Source organism: Sorangium sp. So ce363, from assembly GCF_051520435.1.
In the GTDB taxonomy this organism is placed as follows: domain Bacteria; phylum Myxococcota_A; class Polyangia; order Polyangiales; family Polyangiaceae; genus Sorangium; species Sorangium cellulosum_B.
Genome location: NZ_CP150333.1, coordinates 2,767,120 through 2,793,828 on the forward strand (window position 1 = coordinate 2,767,120; position 26,709 = coordinate 2,793,828).

General features: G+C 74.5%; 22 protein-coding genes. 9 read left to right on the plus strand and 13 right to left on the minus strand.

Translation table 11 applies throughout. From position 1 onward, the window contains the following. Nucleotides 1–16 precede the first annotated feature (16 nt). The 3 genes from WMF12_RS10735 to WMF12_RS10745 all read right to left on the minus strand — a co-directional run bounded on the left by WMF12_RS10735 (nucleotide 17) and on the right by WMF12_RS10745 (nucleotide 4,685). Nucleotides 17–1,828: a Stp1/IreP family PP2C-type Ser/Thr phosphatase gene (locus tag WMF12_RS10735; protein ID WP_437870515.1), complete on the minus strand. Its 1,812-nt coding sequence runs from the start codon at nucleotides 1,826–1,828 to the stop codon at nucleotides 17–19. Continuing rightward, nucleotides 1,825–3,780: an FHA domain-containing protein gene (locus WMF12_RS10740; protein ID WP_437870516.1), complete on the minus strand. Its 1,956-nt coding sequence runs from the start codon at nucleotides 3,778–3,780 to the stop codon at nucleotides 1,825–1,827. Before WMF12_RS10740 ends, WMF12_RS10735 begins: the two co-directional genes overlap by 4 nt. 74 nt (nucleotides 3,781–3,854) lie before the next feature. Beyond that, nucleotides 3,855–4,685, minus strand: a complete 831-nt coding sequence (locus WMF12_RS10745; protein WP_437870517.1) for a hypothetical protein — start codon at nucleotides 4,683–4,685, stop codon at nucleotides 3,855–3,857. Nucleotides 4,686–4,926: 241 nt separating this feature from the next. Between WMF12_RS10745 and WMF12_RS10750 the strand changes: the two genes are divergently transcribed. After that, a complete protein-coding gene (locus WMF12_RS10750; RefSeq protein WP_437745492.1) occupies nucleotides 4,927–5,319 on the plus strand; it encodes a hypothetical protein in 393 nt (130 codons plus the stop codon). Between the two features lie 48 nt (nucleotides 5,320–5,367). On the opposite strand, the gene WMF12_RS10755 is transcribed toward WMF12_RS10750, so the two are convergent. From WMF12_RS10755 to WMF12_RS10770, 4 genes are read right to left on the minus strand one after another with little or no spacing between them, the layout of a single operon-like run. Next, on the minus strand, nucleotides 5,368–6,483 hold the full coding sequence (locus WMF12_RS10755; RefSeq protein WP_437870518.1) for a tetratricopeptide repeat protein: 1,116 nt from the start codon (nucleotides 6,481–6,483) through the stop codon (nucleotides 5,368–5,370). Continuing rightward, nucleotides 6,480–7,583 (minus strand): low-specificity L-threonine aldolase, encoded by a 1,104-nt coding sequence (gene ltaE / locus WMF12_RS10760; RefSeq protein ID WP_437870519.1) that lies wholly within the window; start codon nucleotides 7,581–7,583, stop codon nucleotides 6,480–6,482. The genes WMF12_RS10755 and ltaE overlap by 4 nt, the downstream gene beginning before the upstream one ends. Before the next feature lie 59 nt (nucleotides 7,584–7,642). Next, a complete protein-coding gene (locus tag WMF12_RS10765) occupies nucleotides 7,643–9,217 on the minus strand; it encodes a GMC family oxidoreductase N-terminal domain-containing protein (RefSeq protein WP_437870520.1) in 1,575 nt (524 codons plus the stop codon). Continuing rightward, nucleotides 9,214–9,735, minus strand: a complete 522-nt coding sequence (locus tag WMF12_RS10770; protein ID WP_437870521.1) for a hypothetical protein — start codon at nucleotides 9,733–9,735, stop codon at nucleotides 9,214–9,216. Before WMF12_RS10770 ends, WMF12_RS10765 begins: the two co-directional genes overlap by 4 nt. A 279-nt stretch (nucleotides 9,736–10,014) precedes the next feature. Here WMF12_RS10770 and WMF12_RS10775 point away from each other — a divergent pair, with 279 nt between their 5' ends. From WMF12_RS10775 to WMF12_RS10810, 8 genes are all read left to right on the plus strand, one after another. Further along, entirely contained in the window at nucleotides 10,015–11,598 is a 1,584-nt protein-coding gene (locus WMF12_RS10775) for a hypothetical protein (RefSeq protein ID WP_437870522.1), read from the plus strand. Between the two features lie 282 nt (nucleotides 11,599–11,880). Next, complete coding sequence (locus WMF12_RS10780) at nucleotides 11,881–12,423, plus strand: Spy/CpxP family protein refolding chaperone (RefSeq protein WP_437745498.1); 543 nt, start codon at nucleotides 11,881–11,883, stop codon at nucleotides 12,421–12,423. 17 nt (nucleotides 12,424–12,440) lie between these two features. Then, a complete protein-coding gene (locus WMF12_RS10785) occupies nucleotides 12,441–12,677 on the plus strand; it encodes a hypothetical protein (protein ID WP_437299101.1) in 237 nt (78 codons plus the stop codon). A 58-nt stretch (nucleotides 12,678–12,735) separates the two neighbouring features. Further along, nucleotides 12,736–13,422 carry a response regulator gene (locus WMF12_RS10790; protein ID WP_437299102.1) on the plus strand — a complete coding sequence of 229 codons (687 nt, stop codon included), beginning with the start codon at nucleotides 12,736–12,738 and terminating at the stop codon, nucleotides 13,420–13,422. After that, complete coding sequence (locus tag WMF12_RS10795) at nucleotides 13,419–14,873, plus strand: ATP-binding protein (RefSeq protein WP_437870523.1); 1,455 nt, start codon at nucleotides 13,419–13,421, stop codon at nucleotides 14,871–14,873. The genes WMF12_RS10790 and WMF12_RS10795 overlap by 4 nt, the downstream gene beginning before the upstream one ends. Before the next feature lie 55 nt (nucleotides 14,874–14,928). Then, the gene (locus WMF12_RS10800; RefSeq protein WP_012234686.1) at nucleotides 14,929–15,303 is read left to right on the plus strand and encodes a response regulator; all 375 of its coding nucleotides are present in this window, start codon (nucleotides 14,929–14,931) and stop codon (nucleotides 15,301–15,303) included. A gap of 114 nt (nucleotides 15,304–15,417) precedes the next feature. Continuing rightward, nucleotides 15,418–16,548, plus strand: a complete 1,131-nt coding sequence (locus tag WMF12_RS10805) for a hypothetical protein (protein WP_437870524.1) — start codon at nucleotides 15,418–15,420, stop codon at nucleotides 16,546–16,548. Nucleotides 16,549–16,915: 367 nt separating this feature from the next. Further along, nucleotides 16,916–17,392 carry a hypothetical protein gene (locus WMF12_RS10810; RefSeq protein ID WP_437870525.1) on the plus strand — a complete coding sequence of 159 codons (477 nt, stop codon included), beginning with the start codon at nucleotides 16,916–16,918 and terminating at the stop codon, nucleotides 17,390–17,392. Between the two features lie 15 nt (nucleotides 17,393–17,407). Here the strand turns inward: WMF12_RS10810 and WMF12_RS10815 are convergent, their stop codons facing one another. The 6 genes from WMF12_RS10815 to WMF12_RS10840 form a co-directional block, all read right to left on the minus strand. After that, nucleotides 17,408–18,421, minus strand: coding sequence for a hypothetical protein (locus tag WMF12_RS10815; RefSeq protein WP_437870527.1), 1,014 nt, complete (start codon nucleotides 18,419–18,421; stop codon nucleotides 17,408–17,410). After that, on the minus strand, nucleotides 18,418–21,036 hold the full coding sequence (locus WMF12_RS10820; protein ID WP_437870532.1) for a Kelch repeat-containing protein: 2,619 nt from the start codon (nucleotides 21,034–21,036) through the stop codon (nucleotides 18,418–18,420). The genes WMF12_RS10815 and WMF12_RS10820 overlap by 4 nt, the downstream gene beginning before the upstream one ends. Nucleotides 21,037–21,043: 7 nt before the next feature. Then, complete coding sequence (locus WMF12_RS10825) at nucleotides 21,044–22,717, minus strand: protein kinase domain-containing protein (RefSeq protein ID WP_437870535.1); 1,674 nt, start codon at nucleotides 22,715–22,717, stop codon at nucleotides 21,044–21,046. Between the two features lie 140 nt (nucleotides 22,718–22,857). Beyond that, nucleotides 22,858–23,889 carry a diacylglycerol/lipid kinase family protein gene (locus WMF12_RS10830; protein ID WP_437870539.1) on the minus strand — a complete coding sequence of 344 codons (1,032 nt, stop codon included), beginning with the start codon at nucleotides 23,887–23,889 and terminating at the stop codon, nucleotides 22,858–22,860. Beyond that, on the minus strand, nucleotides 23,890–25,119 hold the full coding sequence (locus WMF12_RS10835) for a hypothetical protein (RefSeq protein ID WP_437870540.1): 1,230 nt from the start codon (nucleotides 25,117–25,119) through the stop codon (nucleotides 23,890–23,892). Between the two features lie 156 nt (nucleotides 25,120–25,275). Further along, nucleotides 25,276–26,556, minus strand: a complete 1,281-nt coding sequence (locus WMF12_RS10840) for a hypothetical protein (RefSeq protein WP_437870541.1) — start codon at nucleotides 26,554–26,556, stop codon at nucleotides 25,276–25,278. Between the last annotated feature and the right edge of the window lie 153 nt (nucleotides 26,557–26,709).

Below are 26,709 nucleotides of genomic sequence, written 5' to 3' on the forward strand. Positions count from 1 at the left end.
GTGCGCTACGCGTACCCTAACGAAGCAGGTAGTAGCCGGCGATGGTAACGCACGCGACGGCGCTCACGATCATCAAGATCACCAGCCACTGCGGCGCGCCGTCGGTCGGGATCATGATCGGCTCGTCGCCCTGGACGGGCGCGCGGGCGTTGCGCTCGTCCAGCGCGTCGTCGGCCGGCAGGGGCGAGGCGACGTGGTCGTAGTCGTCCCCGTCGTCGTCCATGTCGCTGTCCGCGCTGCTCAGCCACGATTTCGGCGAGGGGGGCCGCTGCGAGATCTTCTTCTCGTCGAGCTCCTTCACCTTGCGCGCCGGCTCGGACGCGGCGGCGTTCTGGGCCAGGAGGTGCTCGGGCAGCGCGTACTTCTGGTAGCGGAGGTCCTCGATGTCCTCGAGCTCCGGCAGGGCGAGCCCGTCGCCGTCGAACTTGGCGACCACCACCGTGATGTTGTCGTGCCCGCCCGCCTGGTTGGCCCGATCCGTCAGCACCTTGCAGGCCTCGATCGGATCGTCGACGCTCCGCAGCACCTCGCGGATCTCCTCGTTCCGCACCATGCCCGAGAGCCCGTCGGAACAGAGCATCAGCGTGTCGCCCCGCTTGAGCTCCACGAAGGTGAGGTCGACCTGCACCGAGTCCGCGGTGCCGAGCGCCTGGAGGATGATGTTGTTGTGCTCGAAGGTCTCGGCCTCCTCCTCGGTGAGCTGGCCCGCCTCGATGAGCTGGTTCACGAGCGACTGGTCGCGCGTCACCTGCACGAGCCGATCGCCGCGGAGGACGTACGCGCGGCTGTCGCCCACCTGGCCGAGGAACAGGTGATCGTCCATGAGCGCGGCGATGGTCGAGGTGGTCCCCATCCCCCGCCGGGTCCGATCGAGCTTCGCCTCGCTGAAGATCCGGAGGCCTGCCGCCTCGATCGCCTGCACCAGCCGCGCCGCGAGCTCGTCGTGGTTCTCCGGGGGACCGGCGGCGCTCATCCGCTGGTAGATGATGTCGACCGCGAGCTGGCTCGCGACCTCGCCGGCCGCGGCGCCGCCCATGCCGTCGCACACGCCGAGCAGGGCGCCCCGCTCGCCGACGACCTGGTAGCGATCCATCTCCATCAGGCCGCGGCTCGCCTTCGTGAGATCCGCGACGATGAAGTTGTCCTCGTTGTGCTCGCGGACCTGGCCCACGTCGGTCCGGCCGAACAGCCGGAGCACGACCTCGGGGCGACGCGGCTCGTCGGGCGGTGTCGCCGCGCCGTCCATGCCGTCGGGGCGCTGCCCGCCCTCGTCCGGCTCGCCACCCCCCGGCGCCTCGCCCGCGAAGCGCCCGGCAGCGCCGCCGTGGGCGGCCTCCGCGGCGGGGGTCTCGTCGAGCGCGCCGTCGTACGACGCGGCCGCGAGGGAGGCGTGCGCCTGAGCGGCGGCCGGCGGAGCATCGGGGGTCACAGCGTCTCCCAGGTTGTCCGACCGTGCGGCGCTTCCATCCGTGTCCTCCTCGCGCGACCCGCCGGCGGTGAGCCGCACCCGCGGCGGCGGAGGGAGCTTCCGCCCGACCTTCTCCGGGCTCGATGTGCTGGGCGCCTTCACGGGCTTCATGGCGATGCCAGCCTTGTGCGCGGCGTTTGCGGCCGGACGCGTCTTGGGCGGCGGGGGCTTCCAGTTCACGGGCTTGCCTGCTTCCACAGACCCCGCCTTGCCGGACTCGAGCGACGCGGCGCCGTGCGGGGAGTCATGAAGCGCCTTGCCGGCGTGGCTGCTCGAGTCGGTTCCTGCGGACGTCGCGCCGGGGAGCCCCTCGACTTCCAGCGCCTCGGTCGGCGTTTCGCGGACGGTCTGATCGCTCATCGGGGGAGATCCACGCGGAACAGGTGCTGCCCGATGCGCACGAAATCGCGATCGAGGAGGCTGACGTCCTCGCGGATGGCGACGTAGGTCCCGTTCGACGAGTCCAGGTCGCTGAGCGTGAACTCCCCCGTGGCCGGGTTCCTCCGGATGGCGGCGTGGCGTCGCGAGAGGAACGGATCGGCCGTGAATACGATGTCTCCCGTCTCCCGTCCGATCACCGTCTCATCCCGGTAGAGGTGGTACACGTCCCGCGTCACGCCTTCCACCGTCCGCTGGCAGAGTCTCGCCCGGCGGTGGATGGCGGGCGAGCCAAACAGCAACGTTCCATGCTGGATGGCATGGCCGAGGCCTCGCTCGCCGTCGTTCACGGTCTGAAACTGTAACACCTCGAGGCCCAGGAGGAGCAAGTCGCCATCTCGGAGGGGGTGCGTCTTCCGGATGCGGAGGTAGATGCGGTTGACGCTGCCCAGGTCACGGAGAACCCAGGACCCTTCCTGCGGGATGAGCCGCGCGTGCCGCGGCGAGACGTACTGGTCGTCCTCGAGGACGATATCCCCCTCGGTTCGGCCGATGTCGATCTGCGGGCCCGCGAGGGGGAAGCTCTTTCCCTCGGTCCCGTCTTCGACGATCACGATGAGCTTGCCCTCGAGCGCTCGGGTCGGCTGGGTGTCAGCCGGAACCCACGCCGGCGGGCGAACCGAGAGGGACGCGCGCAGCGGCGCGAGCGGCCGCTGGGAGGCTGGCGGCGCGCTGCTCGCCTCGTTCGAGATCGGCCCGGCGGGCTCGGCAGTCTGCGGGGGCCGCTGCGGGTCGCGCCGGGCGTCCGGGGCGAGCGCTGGCGCGGGCTGCGGGCGTTCGGAGGCGGCCCTGGATGGGCGCTCGGAGGCGGGCCGCTCGCCCTCGAGGGGCGCACCGCAATATTTGCAGAACCGCGTGCCCGCCAGGCACTGACCGCGACAGCGCGCGCACTCGACCGGCCGGACGGGAGCTCGCTGCGACGACGCGATGTCGACCACCGGCGAGCCGACGATCTTGTCCGCGTTGCTCCCGCTGGCCGCGGGCAGCCGCGCTGGGGGCAGGGCGACCGGGGGCAGCGGGGGCGGAGCCGGCCTGGCCGGCGCGCCGACCCGTTGATGCACGTCTCCGGCGTCGGAGCGCTCGTCGCGCGCCGCTGGCGGCGGCGCGGCCTCCGTGGGCGGCGCGTGCCGGAGCGCGGCGGGCGTGGCGTCGTGGAGACCTCGCGCGGTCGTCCCGATCTCCTCGTGGGGCGGGGACGCCATGTACGGCGCGCCAGGGGAGAGCGCGGTGCCTGGATCGCCGCGCTCTCCCCTGGCGCGCTTCGACACCTGGCTCACCGGCTGCGGGGCGCCCGCCGGCGCTCCGCCATCTCTCCTGTTCAGCGCCGCGCCGCACGTCACGCAGAAGCGGTAGCCCGGAGGGTTCTCTCCGTTGCAGTTCGCGCAGGAGAGCCCCAGGATCGCGTCGGTGATCGAGGGCGTCGCGGGCGGCGCGGGCGCGTCACCCCGCTCGGTGACCCTCGGCCCTTGCAGGGCTGGCACCATCTGGATCGCGCTGTCCAGCGCGCCAGCAGCCGGCGTCGCGGCGCCCTCGCGCGCCGGGCGCGAGGCGCCCTCGGCGCGGCCGTGCACCGCCGGCATCGCTGGTTCCGTCCTCGCCGAGCTGAGAGGGCTGAAGGAGAACACGGGCGCCTCCGGGCGAAGGCGCCCCGGCGCGCCGCGAGGCCCCGGCGCCCTGGCGGCCGCGCGGGCGTCGTTCGCCGGGGGCGTCTCGGCCTGCGCGGGCGCCGGCAGGGCCGGGAGCGACACCTGCGGCAAGCCGCTCGGCGGCGTCGGCGGAACGACCCGCGCCTCTCGAGCCTTCAGCCGTCGACCGCAATCCTGACAGAACGTCAGATCGCCAGCGTTGTCGCGGCCGCACACATCGCAGATCACGCTGCCGAGGGGACCGCGGAGCGACGGTCGAGTCAAGTAGCCGGTGCGTTCTCTCGAGCGGACAGGGGAACCGCTCAGCGCCGGCCTACCTCGGTCCGCACCTCGAGAAGGAGCTCGAAGCCAACGAATTGCGCGATGGCGGTGGCCCGCTCGTAGTTGGCCGTGTCCCTCCAGCCAGCGAGCAGCACCGGCCGGTACACGCAGCTGACGCCGAGCACCGCGCGGCGCGAGACCTCCAGCTCGACCCCGACGCCGCCGAAGATGAGCGCGCCGCCCGTCTCGACGCCCCACTCGTTCCCGTAGGCGACGCCGCCGATCCCGGCGAAAAAGTAGGGAGCCGCCCGGTAGCCGATGTCCGGCAGGTACCTCATCTCGGCCCGGAGCTGCTGGAAGATTCCAAGCCGGTAGAGGTTGCTCGAGTCCATCTTGGTGAACTGGTACGCGCCGCCGAAGTACCAGGGGCCTGGCGAGCGGTATCCGCCGCGGATCGCGAGCCCGCCTCCGCTGCCCAGGATGCACGCGTAGAGGGGTCCGGAGCGCGGGCAGGCAGCGCCAGGATCGAGGCTCATCTCGGCCACGAGGGCGACGCCGTACTGCACGTACTCGACGTGCAGCGGCGGCGGCCGGGAGGCGAGCTCGACGCGCGGCTTGACGGCAGGCGATGGCTCCTGCTCGGCGGCGGCCTCGTCCCCCGCCGCGTCGAGCCGAGCGCTCCCGGCGGACGTGGCGCGCCCGTCCTCGGCCCCTTCGCCCGTCCGGCCGCCGGCGGGAGCGCCTGGCGCGGCGCCGGGGAGGGCGCCCTCGGCCTGGGGGTGCGGAGGCGCGGCCCGCGCTGTCAAGGACAGCAGGGCGCTGACCGCGATGGTCGCGGCCCAGAGCGCGCCGGGCGGAGATCGCAAACGCACGAGTTGTTTGAGATACGCGAGAGATCTGCCGCCGGCAACGCTCCTCCGCGGCGCGGGCGCTGGGGCGCGCCCGCGCCGACCTCCGACGTGGGCGCGCGCGCGGCCGCCTGGGGAAGGTCCGCGCCTCGCCGCGCCCCCAGGAAAAGACGCGACGGAAGGGGGAGGCGAGCGGTCTCTTGAAGCTCGACACCATACGCCGCTTGACGGCGGCTGCGAGGGTCGCCTAAACGAAGCCACCTTCATGGAGATTCACCTCGACAAGCGTGCCGTAAAGCAGATCCGCCTCTCTGCGGCGGATGCCGTTGAGGAAGGCGACACCGAAGCGCTGCGCGAGGACGTCCTCGAGGCGTTCTCGGAGGAGCAGGTCGAAGAGATCGAGCGTCGTCTGGACAGCGGTGATTTTTTTGAGTTCTTGACCGACGTGCTCGACGAGTGGGGGGGCGACGACGTGGACGAGCTCTTCGAGCTCCTCGAGACCCAGCTCGGCGACATCGGCATCGATTTGAAGTACGAGCCGCGCGAGGACGACGACGACCTCGACGAGGCCGACGACGACGACCTTGCCGACGACGAGGACGAGGACGGCGACGACGATGACGCCGAGCTGGAGTCCGAGGACGACGAGGACGACTGAGCGCGGTCGGCCCGCCGCCGCGGCGACGCGCCGCGCGGCGTCCCCGCGTCAGGGGTCCTTCCGTTCGTCGAGCTCGCGGAGGATGTAGTCCGCGCACGGGCGAGGCGCCGCCGGGAGCGACGGACATATCGCGTGCGCGCAGCGCGCGTAGCGCGACTCGGGGAGCTCCCGGACGATCCGGGCTGCGGTGGCGCACGCCTCCTTGCTCCGGCCCTCCTCGCGCCACAGCTTCGCCTCGGCCCAGAGCGCGTCGTCGCGCAGGATGGACGCGGGGTGGTCCGTATAGAGCTTGCGCAGCTCGCGGCGCGCGGCGGCGCGATCGCCGAGCGCGTCGCGGTAGAGGCGCGCGATCTCGAGCTGCGCGTCGTCGAACTTCTCGCGGTCGTAGCTGCCGGTGACGGCCGGCTCGCGCGCGGAGAGCATCTCCCTCAGGTAGCCGATGGCCTCCTCGGGGCGCCCGAGGGACGCGGCGAGCTCCGCCGCGTGGAACAGGGCGTCGTCCGTCAAGCTGCCGACGGGGTACGGGTGCGCGCGCGCGGCGGCGACGAGCGCGCGCAGCGCAGCTTCGCGATCGCCGCTCCGCTCCAGGAGGAGCGCGGTGTTGTAGGCGACGTCCTGATCGAGCTCCGTCCCGCGGAGCGCGGGGCCGTGCTGCCGCAGCCACGCGAGCGCGCCCGCCGCGCCGGCGCGGTCTTCTTCGCGCTGGATGAGCCGCTTCAGCGCGTTGCGCGCGAGCCCGTGCGACGGGCGGCGCAGCGTCGCCGCCAGCAGCATCGCGTAGCCCGCGTCCGCGTCGCCGTGTTCGATCGCGAGATCGGCGAGCTCGAACTCCGCGCGCTCCGAGCGCGGCCCGCGCGGCGAGTCGGCGAGCAGCCGCTCGTACGACGCGCGCGCCTCGCCCCAGGACTCCGCGCGCTCGAACGAGCGCGCCTGCATGAGGCGCGCCTCGTCGCGGTCCTTCACGCGCAGCGCCTGCGACGCGGCGTCGTCGAACGAGCGGGCCGCCTCGCGGTAGCGCCCCGCGTGGTAGGCGCGCTCGCCGGCGGTCATCGCGGTGAGGTAGGCGTCGCCGCGCACCGGCGCGCACGCGGGGCCGAGCAGCGCGGCGATCGCGATCGCGACGGCGAGCGCCGGCGCGGGGGCGTTCGTGGGGCGGCGGCTCATGCGCGCGCGCCCTCGGCGCCGCGATCGCGCGGCAGCGCCAGCACCTCGGCGAGCGCCTCGGCGAGGGCGCTCGCCGCGGGCGCGACCTGCTCCGGCGCGAGATCGAGGTGGGTCACGGCGCGGACGGCGCTCCGGCCCGTCGCCCCCACGAGCACGCCGCGCCGTCGCGCGGCCTCGACGAGCCGCTCGGCCGGGATGCCGGGCGTCTCGATGTAGAGGATGTTCGTCTCGGGCTCCTCGATCGTCGCGGGCGGCGCGCCCGGTGCGGACGGCGCCATCGCGCGAAGGGCCGCCGCGCGCATCGCCCGCGCGATGGCGCGCGCGGCCTCGTGGTCCTCGGCGATGCGGCCCTGGTGGTGCGCGAGCGCGTACAGGGCGGCGGCCGCGAGCACGCCGGCCTGCCGCATGCCGCCGCCGAGCATCTTCCGGAAGCGCAGCGCGGCGCGGACCACGTCGGCGCTGCCGCACAGCGCGGAGCCGACGGGCGCGCCGAGGCCCTTCGAGAAGCAGACGCTCACCGTGTCGAACGGCGCGGCGAGCTCGGCGGGCGTTCGACCGGTGGCGACCGCCGCGTTCCAGAGGCGCGCCCCGTCGAGGTGCAGCGCGAGCCCGTGCGCGCGCGCGACCGACGCGATGGCGAGCACGTCCTCCTGCGGGAAGACCCGGCCGCCCGCGCGGTTGTGGGTGTTCTCGATCGCGACGAGGCGCGTGCGCGGGAGGTAGTACTGCGGCGGCTTGATCGCGTCCTCGACGTCGGCCGCCTTGAACAGGCCGCCGCGCCCGGCGAAGACGAACTGCACGCCGCTCCAGGCGGGCGCGGCGCCGCTCTCGTAGAACGCGCAGTGCGCGCCCTCGCCCGCGATCACCTCGTCGCCGCGCTGCGTGTGGCAGAGGAGCGCGATCTGGTTGCCCATCGTCCCGCTCGGCACGAAGAGCGCCGCCTCCTTGCCCGTGAGCTCCGCGACGCGCTCCTCGAGCGCCCGCACGGTAGGGTCCTCCCGGTACACGTCGTCGCCGACCTCGGCCGCGGCCATGGCGGCGCGCATGGCCGCGGTCGGTCGGGTGACGGTGTCGGAGCGGAGATCGATCGTCGCTTGCATCCTGGAACCTCGGCTGTCGGCGTCGGCCGACGTTGTAGCACCGCGCCGCGCCGCGCCCGTTACGCGGGGCTCGCCGCCGCGAGCCGCGGGAACCGCTCGGCCATCCGCCAGCCGATGCGCGTCGCCATCGCCATGATCGGCACCTGCGAGTTCACGCCGATGCTCGTGGGGAGGATCGAGCCGTCGGCGACGAAGAGCCCCGGCAGCGCGAAGCACTCGCCGCTCTGATCGACGATGCCGCGCCGCGGATCGTTCGCCACCCGCGCGCTCCCGAGCGGGTGGAACGCCATGCACTCGATGCGGCGCGCGTCGATGGCCGCGCGCTCGGCCGCGCGCGCGGCGTCCATCGACGTGACCGGCGGCGCGCCGAGCAGCGCGGTGTAGACCTCGCGCGCGCCGGCGGCGAGCGCCATCTCGCTGAGGATCGTGATGGACCGGCGGAGCCGCGCGAGGTCGCGCGGCGCCATCGCGTAGGAGACGAGCGGCTCCCGGCCGGGGCCGGGGCGGACGCGGCCGCCGCCCTCGTCGTGGATCATGGCGCCGAAGACGGCGCAGCGCGACAGCGCGGCGGCCCGACGCCGCAGCGCGGGCCCGACGCCAGGGAGGCCCGCCGCAAGCACGTTCACCGCCGAGTAGACGCCGACGAGCTTGATCCCCTCGGCCTCGAAGTGGTCGGAGTAGACGCTCTGGAGCGCGCCGTCCCAGCCGTTCAGCGCGTCGTCGAACCTGGCGACCACGCGCACGGCGGGGTGCAGCGTCACGCCGTCGCCGAGGCCGGAGCTCGCCTCGAACGCGCCCGCCGTGCGGAGGAGCAGCGGCGTGTGCAGCGTGCCGCACGCGGCGACGACCGCCTTCGCGCGCACCCGGAACCGGCGCGGCGGGGCCCCCGGCTCGCCGCCGAGCAGCCTCCCCTCGACGCCGACGGCGCGCCCGCGCTCCACGGTGATCCGCTCGACCAGCGCGTCGGCGACCACGCGCGCGCCATGCGCGGTCGCCGACGGCAGGTAGGCGACGTCGACCGAGCGCTTCGCCCCGGCGGGGCAGGTGAAGTTGCACCGGCCGTTGCCCTCGCACGCGTCGCCGGTGTTGCGGCGGAGCGGGCGCATCGGGATGCCGAGCCGCCTCGCCCCCTCGACGAGCCGCGCCGTCGAGGCGGAGCGCAGCGCCTCGGGGACCTCGCGGACCTGCAGCCGATGCTCGACGCTGTCGTACGCCGCCTCGAGGGCGCGCTCCGACAGCTCGTCGAGGCCGAGGTCGCGGGTCCACCGCGCGTGGACGCTGCCCGGGATGCGGAAGCACACCCCGCCGGTCACCACCGACGATCCGCCGACGGCGCGCCCCAGGGTGAGCGAGATCATCGGCGTCTGGCCCACGCCGAACGCCGTGAACAGGCCGGCCTCGCGGAACAGCCGCCGCACCGACTCGCTGGGCTTCCAGCGCTGGTAGTCGTCAGGGCGAACGTAGGGGCCCTCCTCCAGCACGATCACGCGCCGCCCCGCCTCGGCGAGCAGCGCGGCGACGACCGCGCCGCCGGCGCCGGAGCCGACCACGACGACGTCGCACGGCTCGTCGAACCCCGCAGGCAGGTCGCGTCCGCTGACGATCGGCTCGCTCGACGCGATGCCGCCGTTCACGCGCCGCCCCCGGCGCCCAGCCCGGGCAGCCTGCGCCGCGCCGCGGTGCTCTCGCGGTCGAAGCCCGTCAGCGCGAGCTCCGCGCCCTCCTCGAAGGCGGCGATGCACATCGGCACCTTGAAGGCGAGGAGCAGCATCGCGAGGAGCCCGGAGCGGCTCGACTCGAGCGCCTCCAGGTACGCGAGCCGCCGGCCGAGCGAGAGCCGGCTCATCCGGCCGAAGGCGCCGATCACGAAGGGCGGCAACAGATCGAGGCAAGCGGCCAGCAGCGCGAAGCTGCGCCGGGTCTCGGGGCTGCCCTGCCCGAGCGCGAGATCCAGCGCCGCGACCGCGCGCTCGCACACCTCGGCGCCCGGCGGGGCGAGCTCCCCGCGCTCGTCCTCGTCGCAGAGCATCGCCTCGGCGGCGGCCCACGCGACGCGTCGCGCCCACGGCGAGAGCCCGCGCCCGGCGCGCTCCCACCGCTCGAGCCCTCGCGCGGCGCGCTCGGGCGCGCTCCCTCCCCCGTCCTCTTGCATGGCCGCGAGAGCCTAGCCCGGATCGACGCAGCGCCGAGGTCGAAGGCGGCGCGCGACGTGGTCGGGTGATCCCGGGCGCTTGGCGCGGCCACGCGGACGGGCTGTTCGCGTGCCATTGCAGAACGACATCCCGACGGTCCGCTGAAGGCGCGCGCCGTGCCGCGTCGAGTGCTGCGCCGCGGCGCGCAGATCGCTCCTCGCGGCCGCGTGTGGGCTGGCTGTCCGCCGCGGATCCGGTTCTGGTATTGAGCAGTGCGGCCGGGGGAGCACGGAGGAACGATGGCGGAGCGATCGCTGCAGCACCGGGATCCCGATAGCAAGGACGACGAGACGCTGAGGAGAGAGGCGCGCGTGCACCTCGCGAGCGAGCCGGCGCTGCAGCTCGTGGCCGAGCTGGTCGCGCGGCTGCGCGAGCTCGATCTGCCGTGGTGGACGCCGGTCAAGCTGCGCGAGCAGTTCGGCGCGGTCGAGCGGATGGGGTGGTTCCGCGAGCGCAGCGACGTGCGCCAGCAGATCACGACGTCCCTCACCGGCCTCTCGCCCAAGGCCGCCCGCCGCAAGACGCCCGACTTCCAGGGCGCGCTCATCGACTCCGTCATCGACGAGGGCGACATCACCCCGCGCGCGTTCGAGGACGCGTTCGACCCGCGCGATCTCGCGGTGTACGGCCCGGCCGGAGGCTACTGGCAGTTCTTCCGGGACTCGATGCCGTGGGATCAGGACACGCCGCAGCTCCAGGAGATCGTCGCCTGGCTGCTCAAGGCGCTGCTCGCGGATCGTAGCCCGTTCGAGGGCATCGGCAGGACGCCGATCCTGACGCCGTGGGACGTGCGCACGGCGATCGACGGTCGGCTGTGGCAGACCCGCATTCCGCTCGAGATCCGCGTCGCCATCGACAACGCGCGGCTCAAGCAGGAGCGCGAGCGCCCGGGCGTGCCGTTCCACGCCGACGGTGAGCTCGCGATCGCCGGGCCGGACGTCATCGCCGCGAACATCCCGCCGCGCGACATCCTCCCCGTGGTGCAGCTTGCGCAGAAGGCGATGCGCTTCGACGGGCCGCGGGCCGCCGCGCCGAAGGCGGCGGCGCCGGTGGAGCTGTCGTCCGGCCGCGGCGGCGCGCCCGCTGCCGCTCCGCCGGCCGGGGCTGCGCCGGCATCGGCGCCGGGGGTCTCCGCTCCCGTGTCGAAGCCGGCGGCGTCGGCGTCGGGCGGGCCCGTGTCGGCGCCGTCGGCGTCGGCCCCCGTGTCGTCCGGCGGCGGGCCCGTGTCGGCGCCTGCCTCCGGCTCGTCCGGCGGCGCGCCGGACGCGGGCCAGGCCGGCAAGGCCGCCGCGAGCGCCGCGCCCTCCGGGGCGGCCGGCTCGCCGCCGGGAGGCCTCGTGGCGTCGGTGAGCAGCCCGCCGGCCGGCTCCCCCGCGGGGACGAAGGCCGCCGGCAGCATCACGCCGCCGAGCGCGATCGCCGCGAGGCCGCTCGCAGCGGCGGGCGCCGCGGCGGCGGTCTCACCGCAGGGGGGTGAGCCGTCGCGCAACAGGCTCCCGAGCGACCCTGGCACCTCGTCGGCGCGCGCATCGACGCCGCCCCCTCCGGCGGTGCGCCCGTCGACGCCGCCCGCGCCTCTGGCGCCGCGCGCATCGACGCCGCCCGCGCCCCCGGCGACGCGCGCGTCGACGCCGCCTGCGCCGAGCGCCTCGCCGGACGGGGCCAAGGTCGAGTCGCTCGACGACCTCGAAGAGGAGGAGGACGATGCCGACGGAGACCGCGGCGCGCCCGAGAGCGAGCGCACGAATCCGTGGGCGACCTCGGGCGACGGGAAACCCAAGGACGACCTCGACGACATCGGCGACGTCGAGTCGGTGAAGTAGCGCCGCCGGAGCGCGGAGCGCCGTCCGCGAGCGGATGGCGCGCCGCTCCGCGCCAGCTGGGCGCGCCGCGCCGCGCTGCCCGCGGCGGTCTTCATGTTTCTTCACACACGCTCCTGAACATCCTTCACACGCGCTGCGCAGCTTCGAGGTGTCCCGGAGCCGCGCGTCTGCGGCTCCGGTCGTTGCTGCCCGGGGCGGCGCCCGCGTTCGGACGAACCGAAGCCGCGCGCACATGCCCCGTGCACGGATCGACGGCGGAGACGCTCACGGAGGGTACGCATCATGTTGGGATTCGTGGTTGGAACGGCCTGTCTGATAGGCCTCGTCATGACGCTGAAGCGCGGCTGCAGGTACGACTGCGGTGCGCCCTGGGGCGCTGGGCCGCGCTTCTTCGGGCGGCGCGGCTTCGGGGGGCACGGCTTCCGCCGTCGCTTCTTCCTGTCCTTCCTCTTCGATCGGCTCGGCACCACGCCGACGCAGGAGAAGGTCATCGTCGCGGCCATCGACGAGCTCCGCTCCGCCGCAGAGGCGCAGCGGAGCGAGATCCGCAGCACGCGCGCGGACGTCGCCGCGGCGATGCGGAGCCCGAGCTTCGACGAGACGCGCCTCGGCGAGCTCTTCGCGCGCCACGACACGGCCATCGAGTCGCTGCGCAGGGCCGCGGTCGGCGCGCTCGGGAAGGTCCACGCCGTGCTCGAAGACCGCCAGCGCGAGCAGCTCGCCGATCTCATCGAGATCGGGCCGGCCGCGTTCCGCGACATGTGGTCCGGCAGGGCCGGGTGGCGCGGCGACGATCCCTACAGGACCCACGGCCGGTGGGCGTGAAGGAAGGGGATGAGACCATGATGCGACGCCAGATCACCATCGCGCTGCTCGCGCTCGGCACCGTCGCCGGTTACGCCTCCGGCTTCTCCTCGCTGCGCTGCCGGGCGGAGGCCCGCCGCGACGCCTTCCAGCGCCACGTCGCGTCCATCTGCGTGGACGCCGCGCGGGAGGCCGAGCGCTCCTGGCCGCGGGGCGCCGCGCGCGCGGTCCACGCGCCCGCGGCGGCCGACGCCGACACCGGCGCGGGCCCCTGAGCTATACAAGGGGTGAGCGGCGGCCGGTCGCCGCCGCTCCTGCCCCCCGGGTCCTTCCATGGCGCTGCGGCTCCTGCTCATCGACGACGACACACGGCTCCACGCCTTGCTCGCGAGCTACCTCGAGCAGAACGGGTTCGCGGTGACCGTCGCGTGCGACGGCGCGCGCGGCCTTTTGGCGCTCGCCGCGGGCACCTTCGACGCCGTCCTGCTCGACGTGATGATGCCGGGCATGGACGGCATCGAGGTCGTCCGCCGCATCCGGCAGAAGAGCTCCATGCCGATCCTCATGCTCACCGCCCGCGGCGACGAGGCCGATCGCGTGGTCGGCCTCGAGATCGGCGCCGACGACTACATCGCGAAGCCCTTCAGCCCGCGCGAGCTGCTCGCGCGCCTCCGCGCGGTGCTCCGGCGGGCCACGCCCGACGCCGCCGGCGAGCGGATCGTGGCCGGCGACATCGCCATCGACGTGCCCGGCCGCGTCGTCACCGTCTCGGGCAAGCCCGCCGATCTCACCGGCATCGAGTTCGACATCCTCGTCGCCCTCGCGCGGCGCGCCGGCCGCGTCGTCGCCCGGGAGGCGCTCCTGGAGGAGGCCGGCCGCGGCGACGTCAACGTCGGCGGGCGGACGGTCGACGTGCACATCTCGCACCTGCGGCAGAAGCTGTCCGACGACCCGAGATCGCCGAGGCTCATCAAGACGGTGCGCGGCGTCGGCTACGTGCTCGCCAAGGACCGCGTGTGAGGAGGAGGTACCGGTCCTGGCTCTACGAGAACGGGCGCAAGGTCTCGATCGGCCGCTTCCTGAGCGCGCGGCTGCACCGCCGGATCTTCATGTGGTTCGGCGCGACCATCCTGATCACCGCGCTCGCCGCGGTCGCCACGATCGGGGCCATCGATCGCGTCGGCAACTCCGGCTGGCGGCGCGAGCACGCCCGCGCCCAGTCGTTCGTGGCCCACGAGTTCGAGCGGGTATGGGCCGATCCCGCGGCCCGCGACGTGCTCGCCCGCGCGTTCGCCGAGGATCTCGAGATCGATCTGGAGCTCGTCGACGCGACCGGGCGGCGGCTCGCCAGGTACGGCCAGCCCTGCCGGGCGCAGACCCTGGTCGCCCCGGTCCGCGACGAAGGGGGGCCGCTCGGCTCCGTGCTCCTCTGCCCCGCGCGCGGCCGCTCCGGCGGATCGCTCCGGTTCGCCCTGCCGCTGCTCGCCGTGGCCATCGTCATGTGGGGGGCCTCGGGCCTCATCGCGCGCCGTCTCGCCCGCCCGCTCGTCGATCTGGCCCACGTCGCGCACGAGATCGGCGCCGGCAAGCTGTCGAGCCGCGTCCGGCTCGACTGCCACGGGCAGCAGGGCGAGGTCGGCATCGTCGCCGAGGCGGTCAACGACATGGCCGCGCGCATCGAGCGCCAGATCGCCGACCAGAGAGAGCTCCTCGCCGCCGTGTCGCACGAGCTCCGCACGCCGCTCGCCCGCATCCGCCTGCTGACGGAGATGGCCCGCGAGGGCGGCGGACCGAGCGCCTGCGTGCTCGACGACCTCGACCGCGAGGTCATGGAGATCGACGCGCTCGTCGGCGACCTCCTAGCCAGCTCGCGCCTCGACTTCGCGGCCCTCACCGTGGCCCGCCTCGACCCGGCCGAGGCCGGGATCCGCGCCCTGGAGCGCGCAGGGCTGGATCCGACGCTGCTGGAGGTCGTCGAGGGGACGCCGGCGCTCCAGGCGGACGCGACGCTGCTGGCGCGCGCCCTCGCCAACTTGCTGGAGAACGCGCGCGCGCACGCTGGCGGGGCCGAGCGGCTGCGGGTCCGTCCCGGCGGCCAGCGCGGCGTCGTCTTCGAGGTCGAGGATCGCGGGCCCGGGTTCGTGGACGGGGAGGAGACGCGCATCTTCGAGCCGTTCTTCCGGCGCGAGCGGGGGCAGGGCGGCGAGAGCGGCGCCGAGCGCGGCTCGCTCGGCCTCGGCCTGGCGCTGTGCAAGCGCATCGCCGAGGCGCACGGGGGCCGCGCGTTCGCCGAGCGCCGCGAGGGCGGCGGGGCGCGCGTCGGCATCGAGCTCGCGCTGCGTCCGCCAACCAGCGCCACGCGCCCACAGCGACGCGACAGGGAAGCAAACAGCGAAGACAGAGCAGACAGAGCAGGCGGAGCAGGCGGAGGCAACAGAGCAGACAGAGCGGCCCGCCCTCGCCGCGCGTAGCGTTCCCGCTTGACCGCGCGATGGGGCGGGTGCGACGCTCCCCGTGCTCGCGACCATGCGAATCCTCCTCTGCGAAGATCAGGACGCGATCCGGCGCATGATCGAGGCGCTGGTCGGAGCGAGTGGTCACGAGGTGATCGGCGTGGGCACCGGCCGCGAGGCGGTGGAGCGCGCCCTGACCGAGCCCTTCGACGTGCTGCTGCTCGACCTGATGCTGCCCGGGAGCATGGATGGCTTCGAGGTCTGCGAGCGCCTCCGCGCGCACCCGGGCACCTCCAGCCTGCCGATCATCGTGATCAGCGCCCTCGACGATCACGAGGCGCGCGCCCGCGCCTTGAAGCTCGGCGCGACCGCCTACTACGCCAAGCCGTTCCGGCCCCTCGAGCTCTTGGAGCACATCGGCGGGCTCAAGGCTGCGCGGCGGGCCTGACGCGGGGCCCCGCCCCGACGGGAGCCGTCCGTCGGCGCAACGCAACGGAGCGCTGGAAGATGGCGCCCGATTTGGCTACACCCGGCCGTCATGCACACTCGGTGGCGCTGGGTCATGGCTTCGACGCTCGCGGCGGTCGCCCTCGCGGGGCTCGCGGGCTGCGAGGGGGAAAAGAGCAAGGCGCAGGTCGCCGCCGACGCCGGCGCGCTCGACGCCGGCCCGCCGCTGCCGGTCGTCGGCGGCAAGCTCGGCGCGGCGCTCGCGGAGGCGGCGGCGGGCGGCACCGACAAGAAGGCGCCAGCGGCGGGCGGCGCGGCGGGCGGGCCGCCGGAGAGCGGCGTGTTCTCGGCGTCCGAAGCGGCCGCTGCGCTGCCGAAGGACGTTCCCTACAAGATCGAGGTCATCGGCGACGGCAGCGAGCCGCGGGCCAGGCTCGCCCCGAAGATCGACCCGAAATCCGAGCAGAAGCTCGACATCACGCTCGGGCTGCGCATGGGCGGGCCGCAGGGGCTGCCGAACCTGGAGCTCGGCGTGAGCTTCAAGGCGGAGAAGCCGGCGGACGCACCCAAGGAGGGCGCGGCCGCGCCCGCGGCGAGCGCGGCTCCGACGAGGGTGATCGCGAAGATCACGTCGGCGACGCTCGCCTCGATGTCGATCGGCGGCCCGCCGAAGCAGCTCGCGGACGCGCTCGCGAAGCTGAAGGGGAGCGCGCTGCGGTACGAGCTCTCGCCGGCGAACGCGGTCGGCAACCTCCAATTCGAGCTCTCCAAGGACGCCGATCCAGGGCTCCAGCCGCTGATCGGCGCGCTCGGGGAGGCCATCACGCTCCTCACGCCGCCGCTCCCGGACAAGCCCGTCGGTGCAGGCGCCTACTGGATGGTCACCGATCGCGTGGTGGCGTCGGGCGCGCAGCTGCCGGTGCTGCGGTACCGGGTCTTCAAGATCGAGAAGGTGGAGGGAGGCGTCGTCTCGCTCAGCGTGGACACGCGCCAGTACGCGGAAGGGGCCGACCTCAAGCTGCCGAGCCCGAACGGGGAGATCACGATGACCATCGACCGGCTCGACTCCTCGGGCAAGGGCACGCTCACCTGGTCGCCGTCGAGCTTCGCGCCCGGCGTGGCCGACGCCTCGCAGCGGCTCCAGGCATTGCTGGTGCCGCCCGGCGCCACCGCCCAGCAGGCCGCTCAGCGCAGCGTGGCCCAGGTGGAGCTCACCGCGAAGTTCGCGTCGCCGGCAGCGCCGTAGCGCCGGTCCGCTGGGCGGGCGCGGCAGCTCTCGCCAGGGCCACGCCCTGCCGCCCGGGGCACACGGAGCGGCTCTCGCGCATCGGGCGGTGTGAGCGCATCGCCCTGGTGGCTGTGCACTTCCGTGCGAGCGTTCGCGCCTGCATCTCCCGCCGCGCGGCCGTGCTGCCTTCCAGGACGCAGGCGTGCGTCCCGGTCGCTGCCCACGAGCCGTGGAAACCATGGAGGCCGCGACCAACCCTGGAGCGGCGCCGCGGTGCTGGGGGTGTTGGCTAATCCCGTGCATGAGCGCCCGTGCGGGGAGGCGTGACGGCTGTCCGACCCGGCTGCCAGAGGCGGGTGAGCAGACCGAGCCACGGTGCAGACGCATGACGTACGGGTGCGAGCGGAACATGCGCGGGTGCAGCCTCGAGGCGTACATCGAGGAGCCGGGCCTCACGGAAGGGCAGCGCCGGCGGCTGCGGCTGTTCCAGACGGTGGAGGAGGCCGTGAGCCGTCGCGTGGAGCGGCTGTGCACGTCCAGCGAGATCGAGGTGACGGACGCGGCGATCCTCGTCGTGTCCCCGGCGGCGCGCCGGGTGTTTTTCCGGATCGACGCGCGGGGCAGCGCGGAGGCGCCGGGCGCGAGCGTCATCGTCGACCACCGCGCGCGGCTCCACGAGTTCCTGCACGCCGTGCTGCCGCCCGTGGACGATGCGCCGTTCGATCCGTACGTCGACCTGCTCGCGCCATCTCCGCCCCAGTGCGTCCGCGTGCTCATCGTGGACGAGGACTCGCTCACGGTCCTGAATTACGGCGCGTTCGTGGTGGTGAACCTCGACCGCAGGGAGATGCCGAAGGCCTAGCTCCCGCGTCAGAAGTCAGAAGCGCACGGTGAGGCGGAACGGATCGAGGGCGGCGCGCGGCGGGGGCTGCTTTCGCGGGGCGCCGGCGGGATCGCGGTCGAAGACCATCACGAGCACGCCGACGCCCGCCGCGAGGAGGCCGGCGCCGGCGACGATGTCGCCCGCGAGCGCCTGGGCGCGCGCGCCGTCGGCCGCGTCCCCGTCCCGTGTCGGTGCGTCCGACGCGCTCGCGACCCCGAGCAGCCCGATGGCCGCGCCGGCCGCCACGGTGGTCAGACCGCCGGCGAGCAGCACGATCGGCACCACGCGGCTCGGCGCAGCGTCGGGCGCGGAGCTCGGCGGGGCGCCGCGCAGGACCGGTCTGGCCGGAGCGACGCTCGCTGGAGCGCTCGTCGAGGACACCCTCGGCCCGGCGGGCGCTGCCGGCGCGACGACCTCGCGCTCGAGGCTCAGCACGACGACGGCGCGGCTCCCCGGCGCCGCTGCGACGCTCCGCTCGGCCTCGCGGTAGCCCGGCGCGCTCGCGGTCACCGTGTGATCCCCAGGGTTGACCGGGCGCGGGCGATCGAGCGCCGCCGCGGGCACCACGACGCCGTCGATCTTCACCTCGAGGCCGACGGCGTCGCCCGGGGAGAGCCGCAGCTCGAGCGCCGCGACCTTGTGCTCGAGCTCCTGGATCGCCTGCCGCGCGAGCTTCTCGTACCCTTTTGTCGCAGGCGCGGACGGCTCGACCAGGAACGCGCGGAAGTTCTCGAGCGCCTCGACGAGCTGCCCCGTCTGCTGCTGGGCCACCCCGAGGCTGTAGAGGGTGATCGGCGCGCGCTTGATCGCGAGCGAGCGCTCGTACCGCTCCCGCGCCTGCTCCCAGCGGCCCTGCCTGGCGAGCTCGGAGGCCTCGATGAAGATCTCGCGCGCGACGGCGACGTCGGCCGCGCTCTGGGCCGCGGCGGGCGCGGGCGCGGCGAGCATCGCGCCCGCCACGAGGAGCGCCAGGACGCCCGAGAGCGCGCGCGTCCGCCGCGGCGTCACGGCCTGAACCGCTCCCCGTCGGGCACCAGCGAGAACCCCTCGAGCCCGGACCACAAGATGAGCTCGGTCCCCGTCCACACGCCCACGCCGTAGGTGTGCTGCTTGCCCGCGGCCGACATGTTCGCTCCCCACGCCATCGTCATCGGATCGTACAGCTTCCCGTCTCGCCTGAGCGTCACGCCGCTCCGCCCGCCGGCGACGAGAGCGTGCGCGCCGGTCCACCCGGTCCAGCCGGTGCGCCGCTCGACGCGGCTGCGATCCGAGGGGGCCCCCTTGTCGTCGATCCCGCGCCACGCGTCGGCCGCCGGATCGTAGATCGCGCCGCCCTTGCGGGCGACGCCCTCCTGGTCCTGCCCGCCCCAGACGAGGAGCCGATCGCCCATCCAGACCGCGAACGCTTCGGTCCTCGGGCTCGGCGCGTCGGCGCTGGGCAGCGACCGCCAGACGTCGGTGGTGGGGTTGTAGGCGTACCCCTCGTTCGTGGTCGCCTCGCCGGCTCGCCCGCCGAACAGGTAGAGCTCCGTGCCCGACCAGGCCCACGCGACGCCTTCGCGCGCGGGGGCCGCGCCGGCGCTGGAGGCCGGCGTCCATGCGTCGGCGACCGGGTTGTAGAGCCCGCCGCCGGCGACCGGGGCGCCGCCCGCGGAGCCGCCCCAGATCAGGAGGCGCGTGCCGGTCCACACGCCGATCGGCATCCGCCGCGCCGCGGGGGCGCTGGTGGTGCTCATCGCGCGCCAGGTCCGCGCCGCCGGGTCGTACACGCCGCCGGTGGACAGGCCGAGGGGGCTCCCGAACGAGCCGCCGCCCCAGACGAGCACCCGGGAGCCCGTCCACGCCGCGGCCGCGAGCACGCGCGGCGAGGGGGCGCCCTCGTTGCCCAGCGTCGACCACGTGTCGCGCGCCGGATCGTAGAGCGCCCCGTCGCCCACGTCCCCGACCGACGTGCGGCCGCCCCACAGGAAGAGCGCGTTCCCGATCCAGGTCGCCGCGGCCATCTGCCGCGGCGCGGGCGCGCCGGTCCTCGTCATCGGGGCCCACGCGGGCGTGCACTGGCCGGTGCGGCACTCGCGCCCGCTCAGGCAGGCGTTCCCGCACGCGCCGCAGTGATCGGCCGAGCCCAGGCTGACGCACTCGCCCTCGCAGGCCACGAGGCCGCCCCCGCAGGGCGGGATGCAGGCGCCGCCGGAGCAGATCTCGCCCCCGCTGCAGTCCGCGCTGGTGCAGCACTGGCGGCACGCGACGAGGCTGCAGCACTGCTCTCCGTCGGCGCAGCCCGTGCTCTTGCACCTCGCGCCGCCGTCTTCGCACACGTCGGCGGTGCAGCCGTCGCCGTCCGAGCAGTCCTCGTCCGAGCAGCAGGCGCGGCACGCCGTGCCGCAGTCGTGCGGCGTGAGCGCCCCGCACGCGCACGCGCCGGACACGCACACGGCGCCCGGCTTGCAGGCGGTGCTGCACGCGCCGCAGTGCCGCGGATCCCTGGTGAGATCGGACTCGCAGCCCGGGGCGACCGGGTCGCAGTCCGCGAAGCCCTCGTCGCACACCAGCTCGCCTCGGTCGCAACGCTGGTGCGGCCCCGCGGCGACCCCGCACGCGCCGCAGTGGAACGGGCTGACCTGCGTGTCGATGCACGAGGAGTCGCACGCGGCGAGGCCGGCGGCGCAGCCGGCGGCGCACGCCGCGCCGTCGCAGTAGGCCGCCTCCGGCGCGCACCGCACGTCGCACGCGCCGCAGGTCGTCGGGTCGATGGTGATCGCCTCGCAGCCGGGCGCGCCGTCGCAGTCGAGGCGCCCGCTCGCGCAGGCGCAGCCGCTGCGGCCGTCGCAGATCATGCCGCTCGCGCAGGCATCCCCGCAGGCCCGGCAGTCCGCCTCTGTCCCGAGCGTGGCCTCGCAGCCGTCGTCGGGTGAGCCGTTGCAGTCGGCGTATCCCGGCGCGCACCCGCACACGCCGGCCCGGCACTCCATGTTCGGCCCGCAGGTGACGCCGCAGGCGCCGCAGTTCGCGGGATCCGAGGAGCCGTCGATCTCGCACCCCGTGTCGTGGAGGTTGTCGCAGTCGAGGAGCGGCGGCGCGCACGCGCACTGCCCCGCGTCGCAGATCGCGCCCGAGGGGCAACGGAGCGAGCAACCGCCGCAGCGCTCGGGATCGCTCTTGAGATCGACCTCGCAGCCGTTGGTGACGACGTTCCCGTCGCAGTTGTCGAAGCCGAAGACGCACTCGGACGAACAGTGGCCGCCCACGCAGAGGGTGTGCGGGCACGGCACGCCGCACGCGCCGCAGTGCGACGGATCGTTCAGCACGTTGGTGCACGACCCGCCGCAGCACGACTCCCCGTCACCGCACGCGTTGCCGCAGGCGCCGCAGTGTTCCCGGTCCTTGTCCAGCGCGACGCACGTACCGCCGCAGCAGGCGCCGTCCGGGCAGTCGGGCGCGCAGCCGCCGCCCGTCGAGGTCGCGTCCTGGCCGCCCTCGGAAGGTTTGTCGGAGAGGGCGCTCTCCGCGAGCAGCGAGCAGGCGCCGGTGAGCACGGCCAGCGCGAGCAGCAGCGGCCAGCGCGCGCCGGTCGTGGGCCTTCGATGTCGCGTCTCGCGAGCGGGGCTTTCCTGGGAAGACATCGCGACGCTAGAAGTTCGGCCGGGCCGGGACCGGCAAGGCAGCGCCAGAGGTCTTCGCGCCCGCCCGCGAGGGCGCGGTCCGTCGCGAGCCGGCGCTCCGGGGCGCCGGCGCGGGCTCCCGCGCGTGGGCGCTCGCGGTGGGGCTCTCCGCCGGTCCGAGGCGGGCCGCGCCGGCCGAGGGCTGCGGCTCGGCCGTGCGGGCTGGCTCGGGGCGGCTCTCGGGCGCGAGGCCCTGTGCGGTCGATGGTGCGGCGGCGGCGGCCTGCGGCTGGCCCTGCGACGCAGCGAGCGGCGCCGAAGGCGCGGGCTCGGCGCTGCCGTCCCGCGCGGTCATGGCGCGCAGGGAGAACAGCGCGGCGCCGAGGATCACGAGCGTCGCCAGCCCCGCCGCCGCGACGACGGCGACGCGCCGCCGGTCCCCGGTCGGGCGAGCGGCCTCCTGGTGGACAGGGTGTACAGCGACCTCCTGGTGGTCCTCGCTGCTCCTCTGCGCCCGCACCGCCGGCCGCTCGGAGATGCGCCGCTGCTGCGCCCGCACCGCCGGCCGCTCGGAGAGGGGCCGCTGCTCGCCGTCGCTCAGCCAGTGCACGGCGAGCGAGGTCCCGGTCACGTCCTCCACGACGCCGTTCTCGGTCGCCCAGCGCGCGAGCGCAACGCCCATCTCGCGCATGGTCCGCCACCTGTTGAAGCGCTCCTTCCCGAGGCCGCGCGCGATGATGGCCCACAGCGCCTCGTCGCCCACGCCGAGCGCGGTGATCGGCGTCGGATCCTTGACGAGGATCGCCGCCACGAGGTCGTGGTAGTTGCCGCCCTGGAACGGCTTCTGGCCGGTGATCGTCTCGTAGAGCACCACGGCGAACGCCCAGACGTCGGTCTGCCCGTCGACGTCGGTGATGCCGCGCGCCTGCTCGGGCGACATGTAATCGGGGCTGCCGAGCACCGTGCCCGCCTTGGTCATCTCGCCGCTCGCCGTCTCGCTCCACACCTTGGCGATGCCGAAGTCGACGATCTTCGGGGTGATGTCGCCGCGATCGTTCTTCACGAGGAAGATGTTCTCGGGCTTGAGATCGCGGTGGACGATCCTTCTGTCGTGCGCCGCGGCGACGGCGCTCGCGATGGGCAGGAGGATGCGGAGCGCCGCCGTGGGCGAGAAGCGCTTCCTGCGCTCGATCGCCTCGACCAGCTGCTCTCCCCGGAGCACCTCCATCACGATGTACGGGTCGCGGTGCTCGGACTCCCCGAAGTCGATCACGCGGACGATCGAGGGGTGATCGATCCGCGCGGCGGCGCGGGCCTCCTGGTGGAGGCGCACCGTCGCCTCGGTCGAGTTGACCTCGCGCCGGATGAACTTGATGGCGACGTCGATGTTGAGGACGTCGTTGTGGGCCAGCCACACCATCCCCATGCCGCCCTCGCCGAGGACGTAGCGCAGGCGGTATTTGCCGCCGATCACGTCGCCCTCGCGGTAGATGCGCCGCGCCGCCTTCCCCGGAGCGGGCGACGGCGCGCTGGCCTCCGGAGGCGGTGTCACGAGGGACGGATCGATCAGCTCCGGGTCGAGCGAGTCCGGAGCGCTGGCGCGCGGGAACGCCGCAGACGATGCGAACGAGCGGCTCGCGCTCTCGGGCCGCGGGGTCGAGTCCGTCGACGAGGCGGGCGCGGAGGAGGAGCGCGGCGGCATGGAGCGAACGCAGTCTAACTTTGCTGGCCTCTCACAGCCATGGTCTCGCGCACCCGTACGTCGCTGCCTGCCCGCGCGCCGCTGCCTGCCCGCGCGCCGGCGCGCCGGCGGTGCATGGTCAGCGCGTGATCCGTGCATGATCAGCGTACGATTCCGCAGGGATGCGCGCGCTCGCCGCGGGCGCACACATCGTGCGACGTGCGCCGGGCGCCGGCGGGGCGATGGCCGGACTTGTGCTCCACGAGGATCTTCACCCGCGGGCCGATGCGCACGGTGAGCGGGCCTGCGTGCTCGTGCACGTCGCCGTCGCAGACGTAGTGGACCACGCCCGACCTGGCCTCGAGCACCGCGCGCCGGGCGATCTTCTCGAACGTGTGCGCCTCGCCCATCGGCCGCGCTCGCCAGATATCGGGCAGCTTCCTGACGAAGCCGAGCGCGGAGGTGTGGATGCCCAGCATGTGGAAGCTCTCCGGGCGCTCGTCGTGGCGGTGGAACGGGCGGAACCCGAGGCCGATCTGGTCCACCGTGCCGGCGGCGACGGCGAGGTAGTCGCGGTCCGGGAACGCCGAGCCGTCCTCGAAGTGGACGCGGCCCTGCCAGCGCGCGGCGACCTGGGTGCCCGTGTTGAGGAGCACGGCGGCGCTCGCGCGGGCGAGGACCTTGGCGGCCCAGAGCGCGCTCCGCTCCTCGCTGCGGTTGTACTCGGCGATGAAGCCGTGGACGCAGCCGGTGCCGAAGATGAAGCCGTAGTGGGCGCCGATCTGCATCACGTGGCGCTCGATCCAGCGCAGCGGGTGCCGGCCGCGTTCGGTGTAGCGGGCGATGAGCCCCGCGAGCAGGCCGTCGGGGCGCCCGCGGGGGACGCCCACGGCGTTGGCCACGGTGTTCATCGTCCCGCCGCGCAGGAAGGCGATCGGCGGCAGCGGCTCGTCCTCGTAGACGTCGAGGAAGCCGGTGATGGTGACGTGGTTCGTGCCGTCGCCCCCGGAGATCCCGAGCACGTCGATGTCGAGCTTCCGGAAGTCCTCCGCGATCCGGGCGAGATCCTCGCGGGAGCGCGCGGCGCGGACGACGCCGTGGTCGCCGAGCGCGCGCGCGAGCCGGACCGCCGCGCGGGGATCGCTCAGGTTCTGCCGCGAGCGGGGGTTGATGATGACGCCGATGCCGCCCATCTAGCGCCGGCCTCGCGGCGACTTCCACCGCGGGTTGAGGTGGACCCGCACGACGTCCGCCATCAGGCCGATGTGGGCGCAGTGATCGGGTTTGTCGTCGCCGGTGTACCCGCGGACGTGGAAGTCGCCGCGGTCGAAGCGCCGGATCATGTCGAGGCCGAGCACGTCGGCGCGGGAGGAGCCCCTCGGCTTGCCCCGCAGCTGCCGCACGATGAAGTCCGCCGTCTCCGCCGTCGACGCGTAGCCGGGCGGCAGGATGGAGGAGTGGCTCATGAACATGAACGCCTCGCCCGCCGCGGCGCGCCTCGCGAACGCGATGAACGGCTCGATCTGCGCGACCTTGAGCTTGTGCTGCTGCTCGTCGGCGTACCCGGCGTGGAGCGAGTCGAGCAGCACGAGGGCGTCGACCCGCTTGCCGGCCGGCTGACGCAGGATCTGCTCGACGGCGCCGTAGCCCGCGCTCCACGACGAGAGGCCGAGCTTGCGGATGTAGGCCTTCTTCTTGCCGGTCTTCTTCGCGACGGCGCGCTCGATGCTGTCGAGCAGGTTCTCGAAGACGTACGGCGCCGAGAACGCGCTCGAGTACGCGCCCGAGCCGATGCCCAGATCGATGCCGACGAGGACGGCGCCCTCGGCGGTCTTCACGAACTCCTTCCGGAGCGCCTCGTGGCCGTGGAAGTGGATGATGACGTCGAAGCCGCCGCGCTTCGTGACCCCGCCCCGGTGGGGCATGATCATCTGCCCGATCGAGGGCGCGCGGGACCACCGGTCGTAGACGCCCCAGCCCGGATCGGGCGTCATGCACGGGTTGATGTCCCCGCGGCGCTTCTTCGAGGGGGTGGCGCGGCTGCTCGTCGCCCCGGGCCTGTCGCGCCGCGCCGCGCTGCGCTCGGCCGGATCGCGCGCGTCCGAGGCCGCGCCGCCGGCGCCGCCCGCGCCGCCCGACGGGGCGCCGGCCCCGGCGGCTCCGTCCGTCGGGGGCGGGCCGCCCTCCGCCGGAGGGCTGTCGGCCTGCGGCGCGGCGGCCTGGGCGGCGGCCGGAGGGCCGTCGGCCTGCAGCGAGGCGACGTGCGTCGCGGGCGGAACGTTGTCGGCCTGCGGTGCGGCGGCGTTCGGAGCGGTCGTGTCCTGCGCCGCTGCAGGGGGCGCGGCGAGCCACCAGGTGGCGGCGAGCAGCGAGAGGAGCGCCCATCGCCCGGACGGCCGGCGGGCCTGCAGGGGGTGTCTCATGTCGGGAGCGCCTCCATTCCATGGAACGGCGTGCGGATCGAGCGCTCGGTGCAGGGCCGTCGCCGCGCTGTGTTCGCGGGGACACCCCGCGGGAGTTCTGTGGTCGTGCAGGGGGCAGGCGCGCCCCCTGCGCCGGCCGGCGTCACCCTGGCGGCGTCACCCTGGCGGCGGCTTCCCGTGGGTGAGGGCGGCGCCCGCGTCGGCGGCGGCGAGGATGCGCTCCTCGGCCTGGGAGGCGAGCTTCTCGACCGCCGCGGCGGCGTCGGCGGGGGGCAGCGAGCGGAGGAACTGGATGAACTCGAGCTCGAGGCCGGGCTTCACGCCGCTCAGGACGAGCACGATGGGGATGGCCGGCTTCTCGACCTCGGCGAGCTCCGTGGTGCGGGCGCGCCAGCGGCCCGCGCCGAGGGCGAGGCGGAAGGCCCACTGCGCGCCGAGGCCGATGAGGAGGCCCGCCATGACGCCCGCGACGAACAGGTCGGCGTCCCTCGGGGCGAGGAGGGCCGCGGAGAACCCGCCGATGGCGGCGCCGATCACGAGGCCGGGCTCGCCGCTGTTGTGGGCCGCGGCGGTCTTCAAGATCTCCGCGGCTTGCATGCCCGGGCGCCCGCTGCGGACCGCGTCGCGCAGCGGGAGCAGCGTCGCGAGGCGGCGCATCGAGGCGGCCCGCACGCCCAGGTAGCTGATGAAGAGGGCGCAGACCGTCAGCCCGACGCCGACGCTCACGGCCACGCGCCGCGAGAAGACGCCCTGAGGCAGCGGCTCGCGGACCATCGCGGTGAGCGCGCGCTCCCGGTCGCGCTCCGCGTTCGCCTTGAACGCCGCCTCGGCGTCCTTCGTGGCCTGCGCGACCTTATCGGCCGGGATGTCGGCGACGAGCGAGAGCAGCTGCTTCGCCGCCTCGAACTGCTCGGCCTCCGCGGCGCCTGGCGGCGTGATCGCGGCCGCCTTGGCGATGGCCTCCCAGGCGGGGATGGCGTTCACCCGAGCCCCCAGGAGCGCCTCGGTCGCCTCGCGGCAGCCCGACAGGGTCTTGACCTGCTTGTAGAGCGGCTGGGCGGAGGCCCACGCGCCCTGCTTGTCCGGCTCCTTGGGCTTCGGCGGCGGCGGCGCGTTGCGCGGCGGGCGCCCCTTCGTGGTCGTCGCCGGCGGCGGCGGCGCGGGGGGCGCCTCGCCCGGGTCGGGCATGCGCGCCGATTTCGCGGCCGCCTTGAACAGGTCGATCTCGACGATCAGCTTCTCGCCGGCGAGGGCGCACGCCCGCGCGGGCGCGACGCGGGCCTCGGACTCCTCGGCCTGGCGCCGCGCGCCCGGGTCGGAGACGAGCCTGCCCTCCACGGTGACGAGCCGGAGGACCGCCACGGCGATGCACAGGACGAGGATGGCCGAGGCGATGAAGGTGGCGCGGACCTCCTCGCGCCGGGTGTACTCGTTCACGCTGGCTCCCTCGGAAAGACCGGAGATGGGCAAGGCGCCGGCCGGGTCGGCGCGAGGTCGGCGCGCGCGAGCGCGGCCGCACGGCCGGAGCGGCACGAAGCGCCACGATCGGCGTCGCCGCCGTGACGGCAGGGGGACACCGAAGGAGCGTGA

What these genes read in the sequence shown, in the direction of transcription:
- WMF12_RS10735 (WP_437870515.1), bottom strand. Translation starts at nt 1,828, where the DNA reads ATGAGCGATCAGACCGTCCGCGAAACGCCGACCGAGGCGCTGGAAGTC.
- WMF12_RS10750 (WP_437745492.1), top strand. Translation starts at nt 4,927, where the DNA reads ATGGAGATTCACCTCGACAAGCGTGCCGTAAAGCAGATCCGCCTCTCT.
- WMF12_RS10755 (WP_437870518.1), bottom strand. Translation starts at nt 6,483, where the DNA reads ATGAGCCGCCGCCCCACGAACGCCCCCGCGCCGGCGCTCGCCGTCGCG.
- ltaE (WP_437870519.1), bottom strand. Translation starts at nt 7,583, where the DNA reads ATGCAAGCGACGATCGATCTCCGCTCCGACACCGTCACCCGACCGACC.
- WMF12_RS10770 (WP_437870521.1), bottom strand. Translation starts at nt 9,735, where the DNA reads ATGCAAGAGGACGGGGGAGGGAGCGCGCCCGAGCGCGCCGCGCGAGGG.
- WMF12_RS10775 (WP_437870522.1), top strand. Translation starts at nt 10,015, where the DNA reads ATGGCGGAGCGATCGCTGCAGCACCGGGATCCCGATAGCAAGGACGAC.
- WMF12_RS10780 (WP_437745498.1), top strand. Translation starts at nt 11,881, where the DNA reads ATGTTGGGATTCGTGGTTGGAACGGCCTGTCTGATAGGCCTCGTCATG.
- WMF12_RS10785 (WP_437299101.1), top strand. Translation starts at nt 12,441, where the DNA reads ATGATGCGACGCCAGATCACCATCGCGCTGCTCGCGCTCGGCACCGTC.
- WMF12_RS10790 (WP_437299102.1), top strand. Translation starts at nt 12,736, where the DNA reads ATGGCGCTGCGGCTCCTGCTCATCGACGACGACACACGGCTCCACGCC.
- WMF12_RS10800 (WP_012234686.1), top strand. Translation starts at nt 14,929, where the DNA reads ATGCGAATCCTCCTCTGCGAAGATCAGGACGCGATCCGGCGCATGATC.
- WMF12_RS10805 (WP_437870524.1), top strand. Translation starts at nt 15,418, where the DNA reads ATGGCTTCGACGCTCGCGGCGGTCGCCCTCGCGGGGCTCGCGGGCTGC.
- WMF12_RS10810 (WP_437870525.1), top strand. Translation starts at nt 16,916, where the DNA reads ATGACGTACGGGTGCGAGCGGAACATGCGCGGGTGCAGCCTCGAGGCG.
- WMF12_RS10820 (WP_437870532.1), bottom strand. Translation starts at nt 21,036, where the DNA reads ATGTCTTCCCAGGAAAGCCCCGCTCGCGAGACGCGACATCGAAGGCCC.
- WMF12_RS10825 (WP_437870535.1), bottom strand. Translation starts at nt 22,717, where the DNA reads ATGCCGCCGCGCTCCTCCTCCGCGCCCGCCTCGTCGACGGACTCGACC.
- WMF12_RS10830 (WP_437870539.1), bottom strand. Translation starts at nt 23,889, where the DNA reads ATGGGCGGCATCGGCGTCATCATCAACCCCCGCTCGCGGCAGAACCTG.
- WMF12_RS10835 (WP_437870540.1), bottom strand. Translation starts at nt 25,119, where the DNA reads ATGAGACACCCCCTGCAGGCCCGCCGGCCGTCCGGGCGATGGGCGCTC.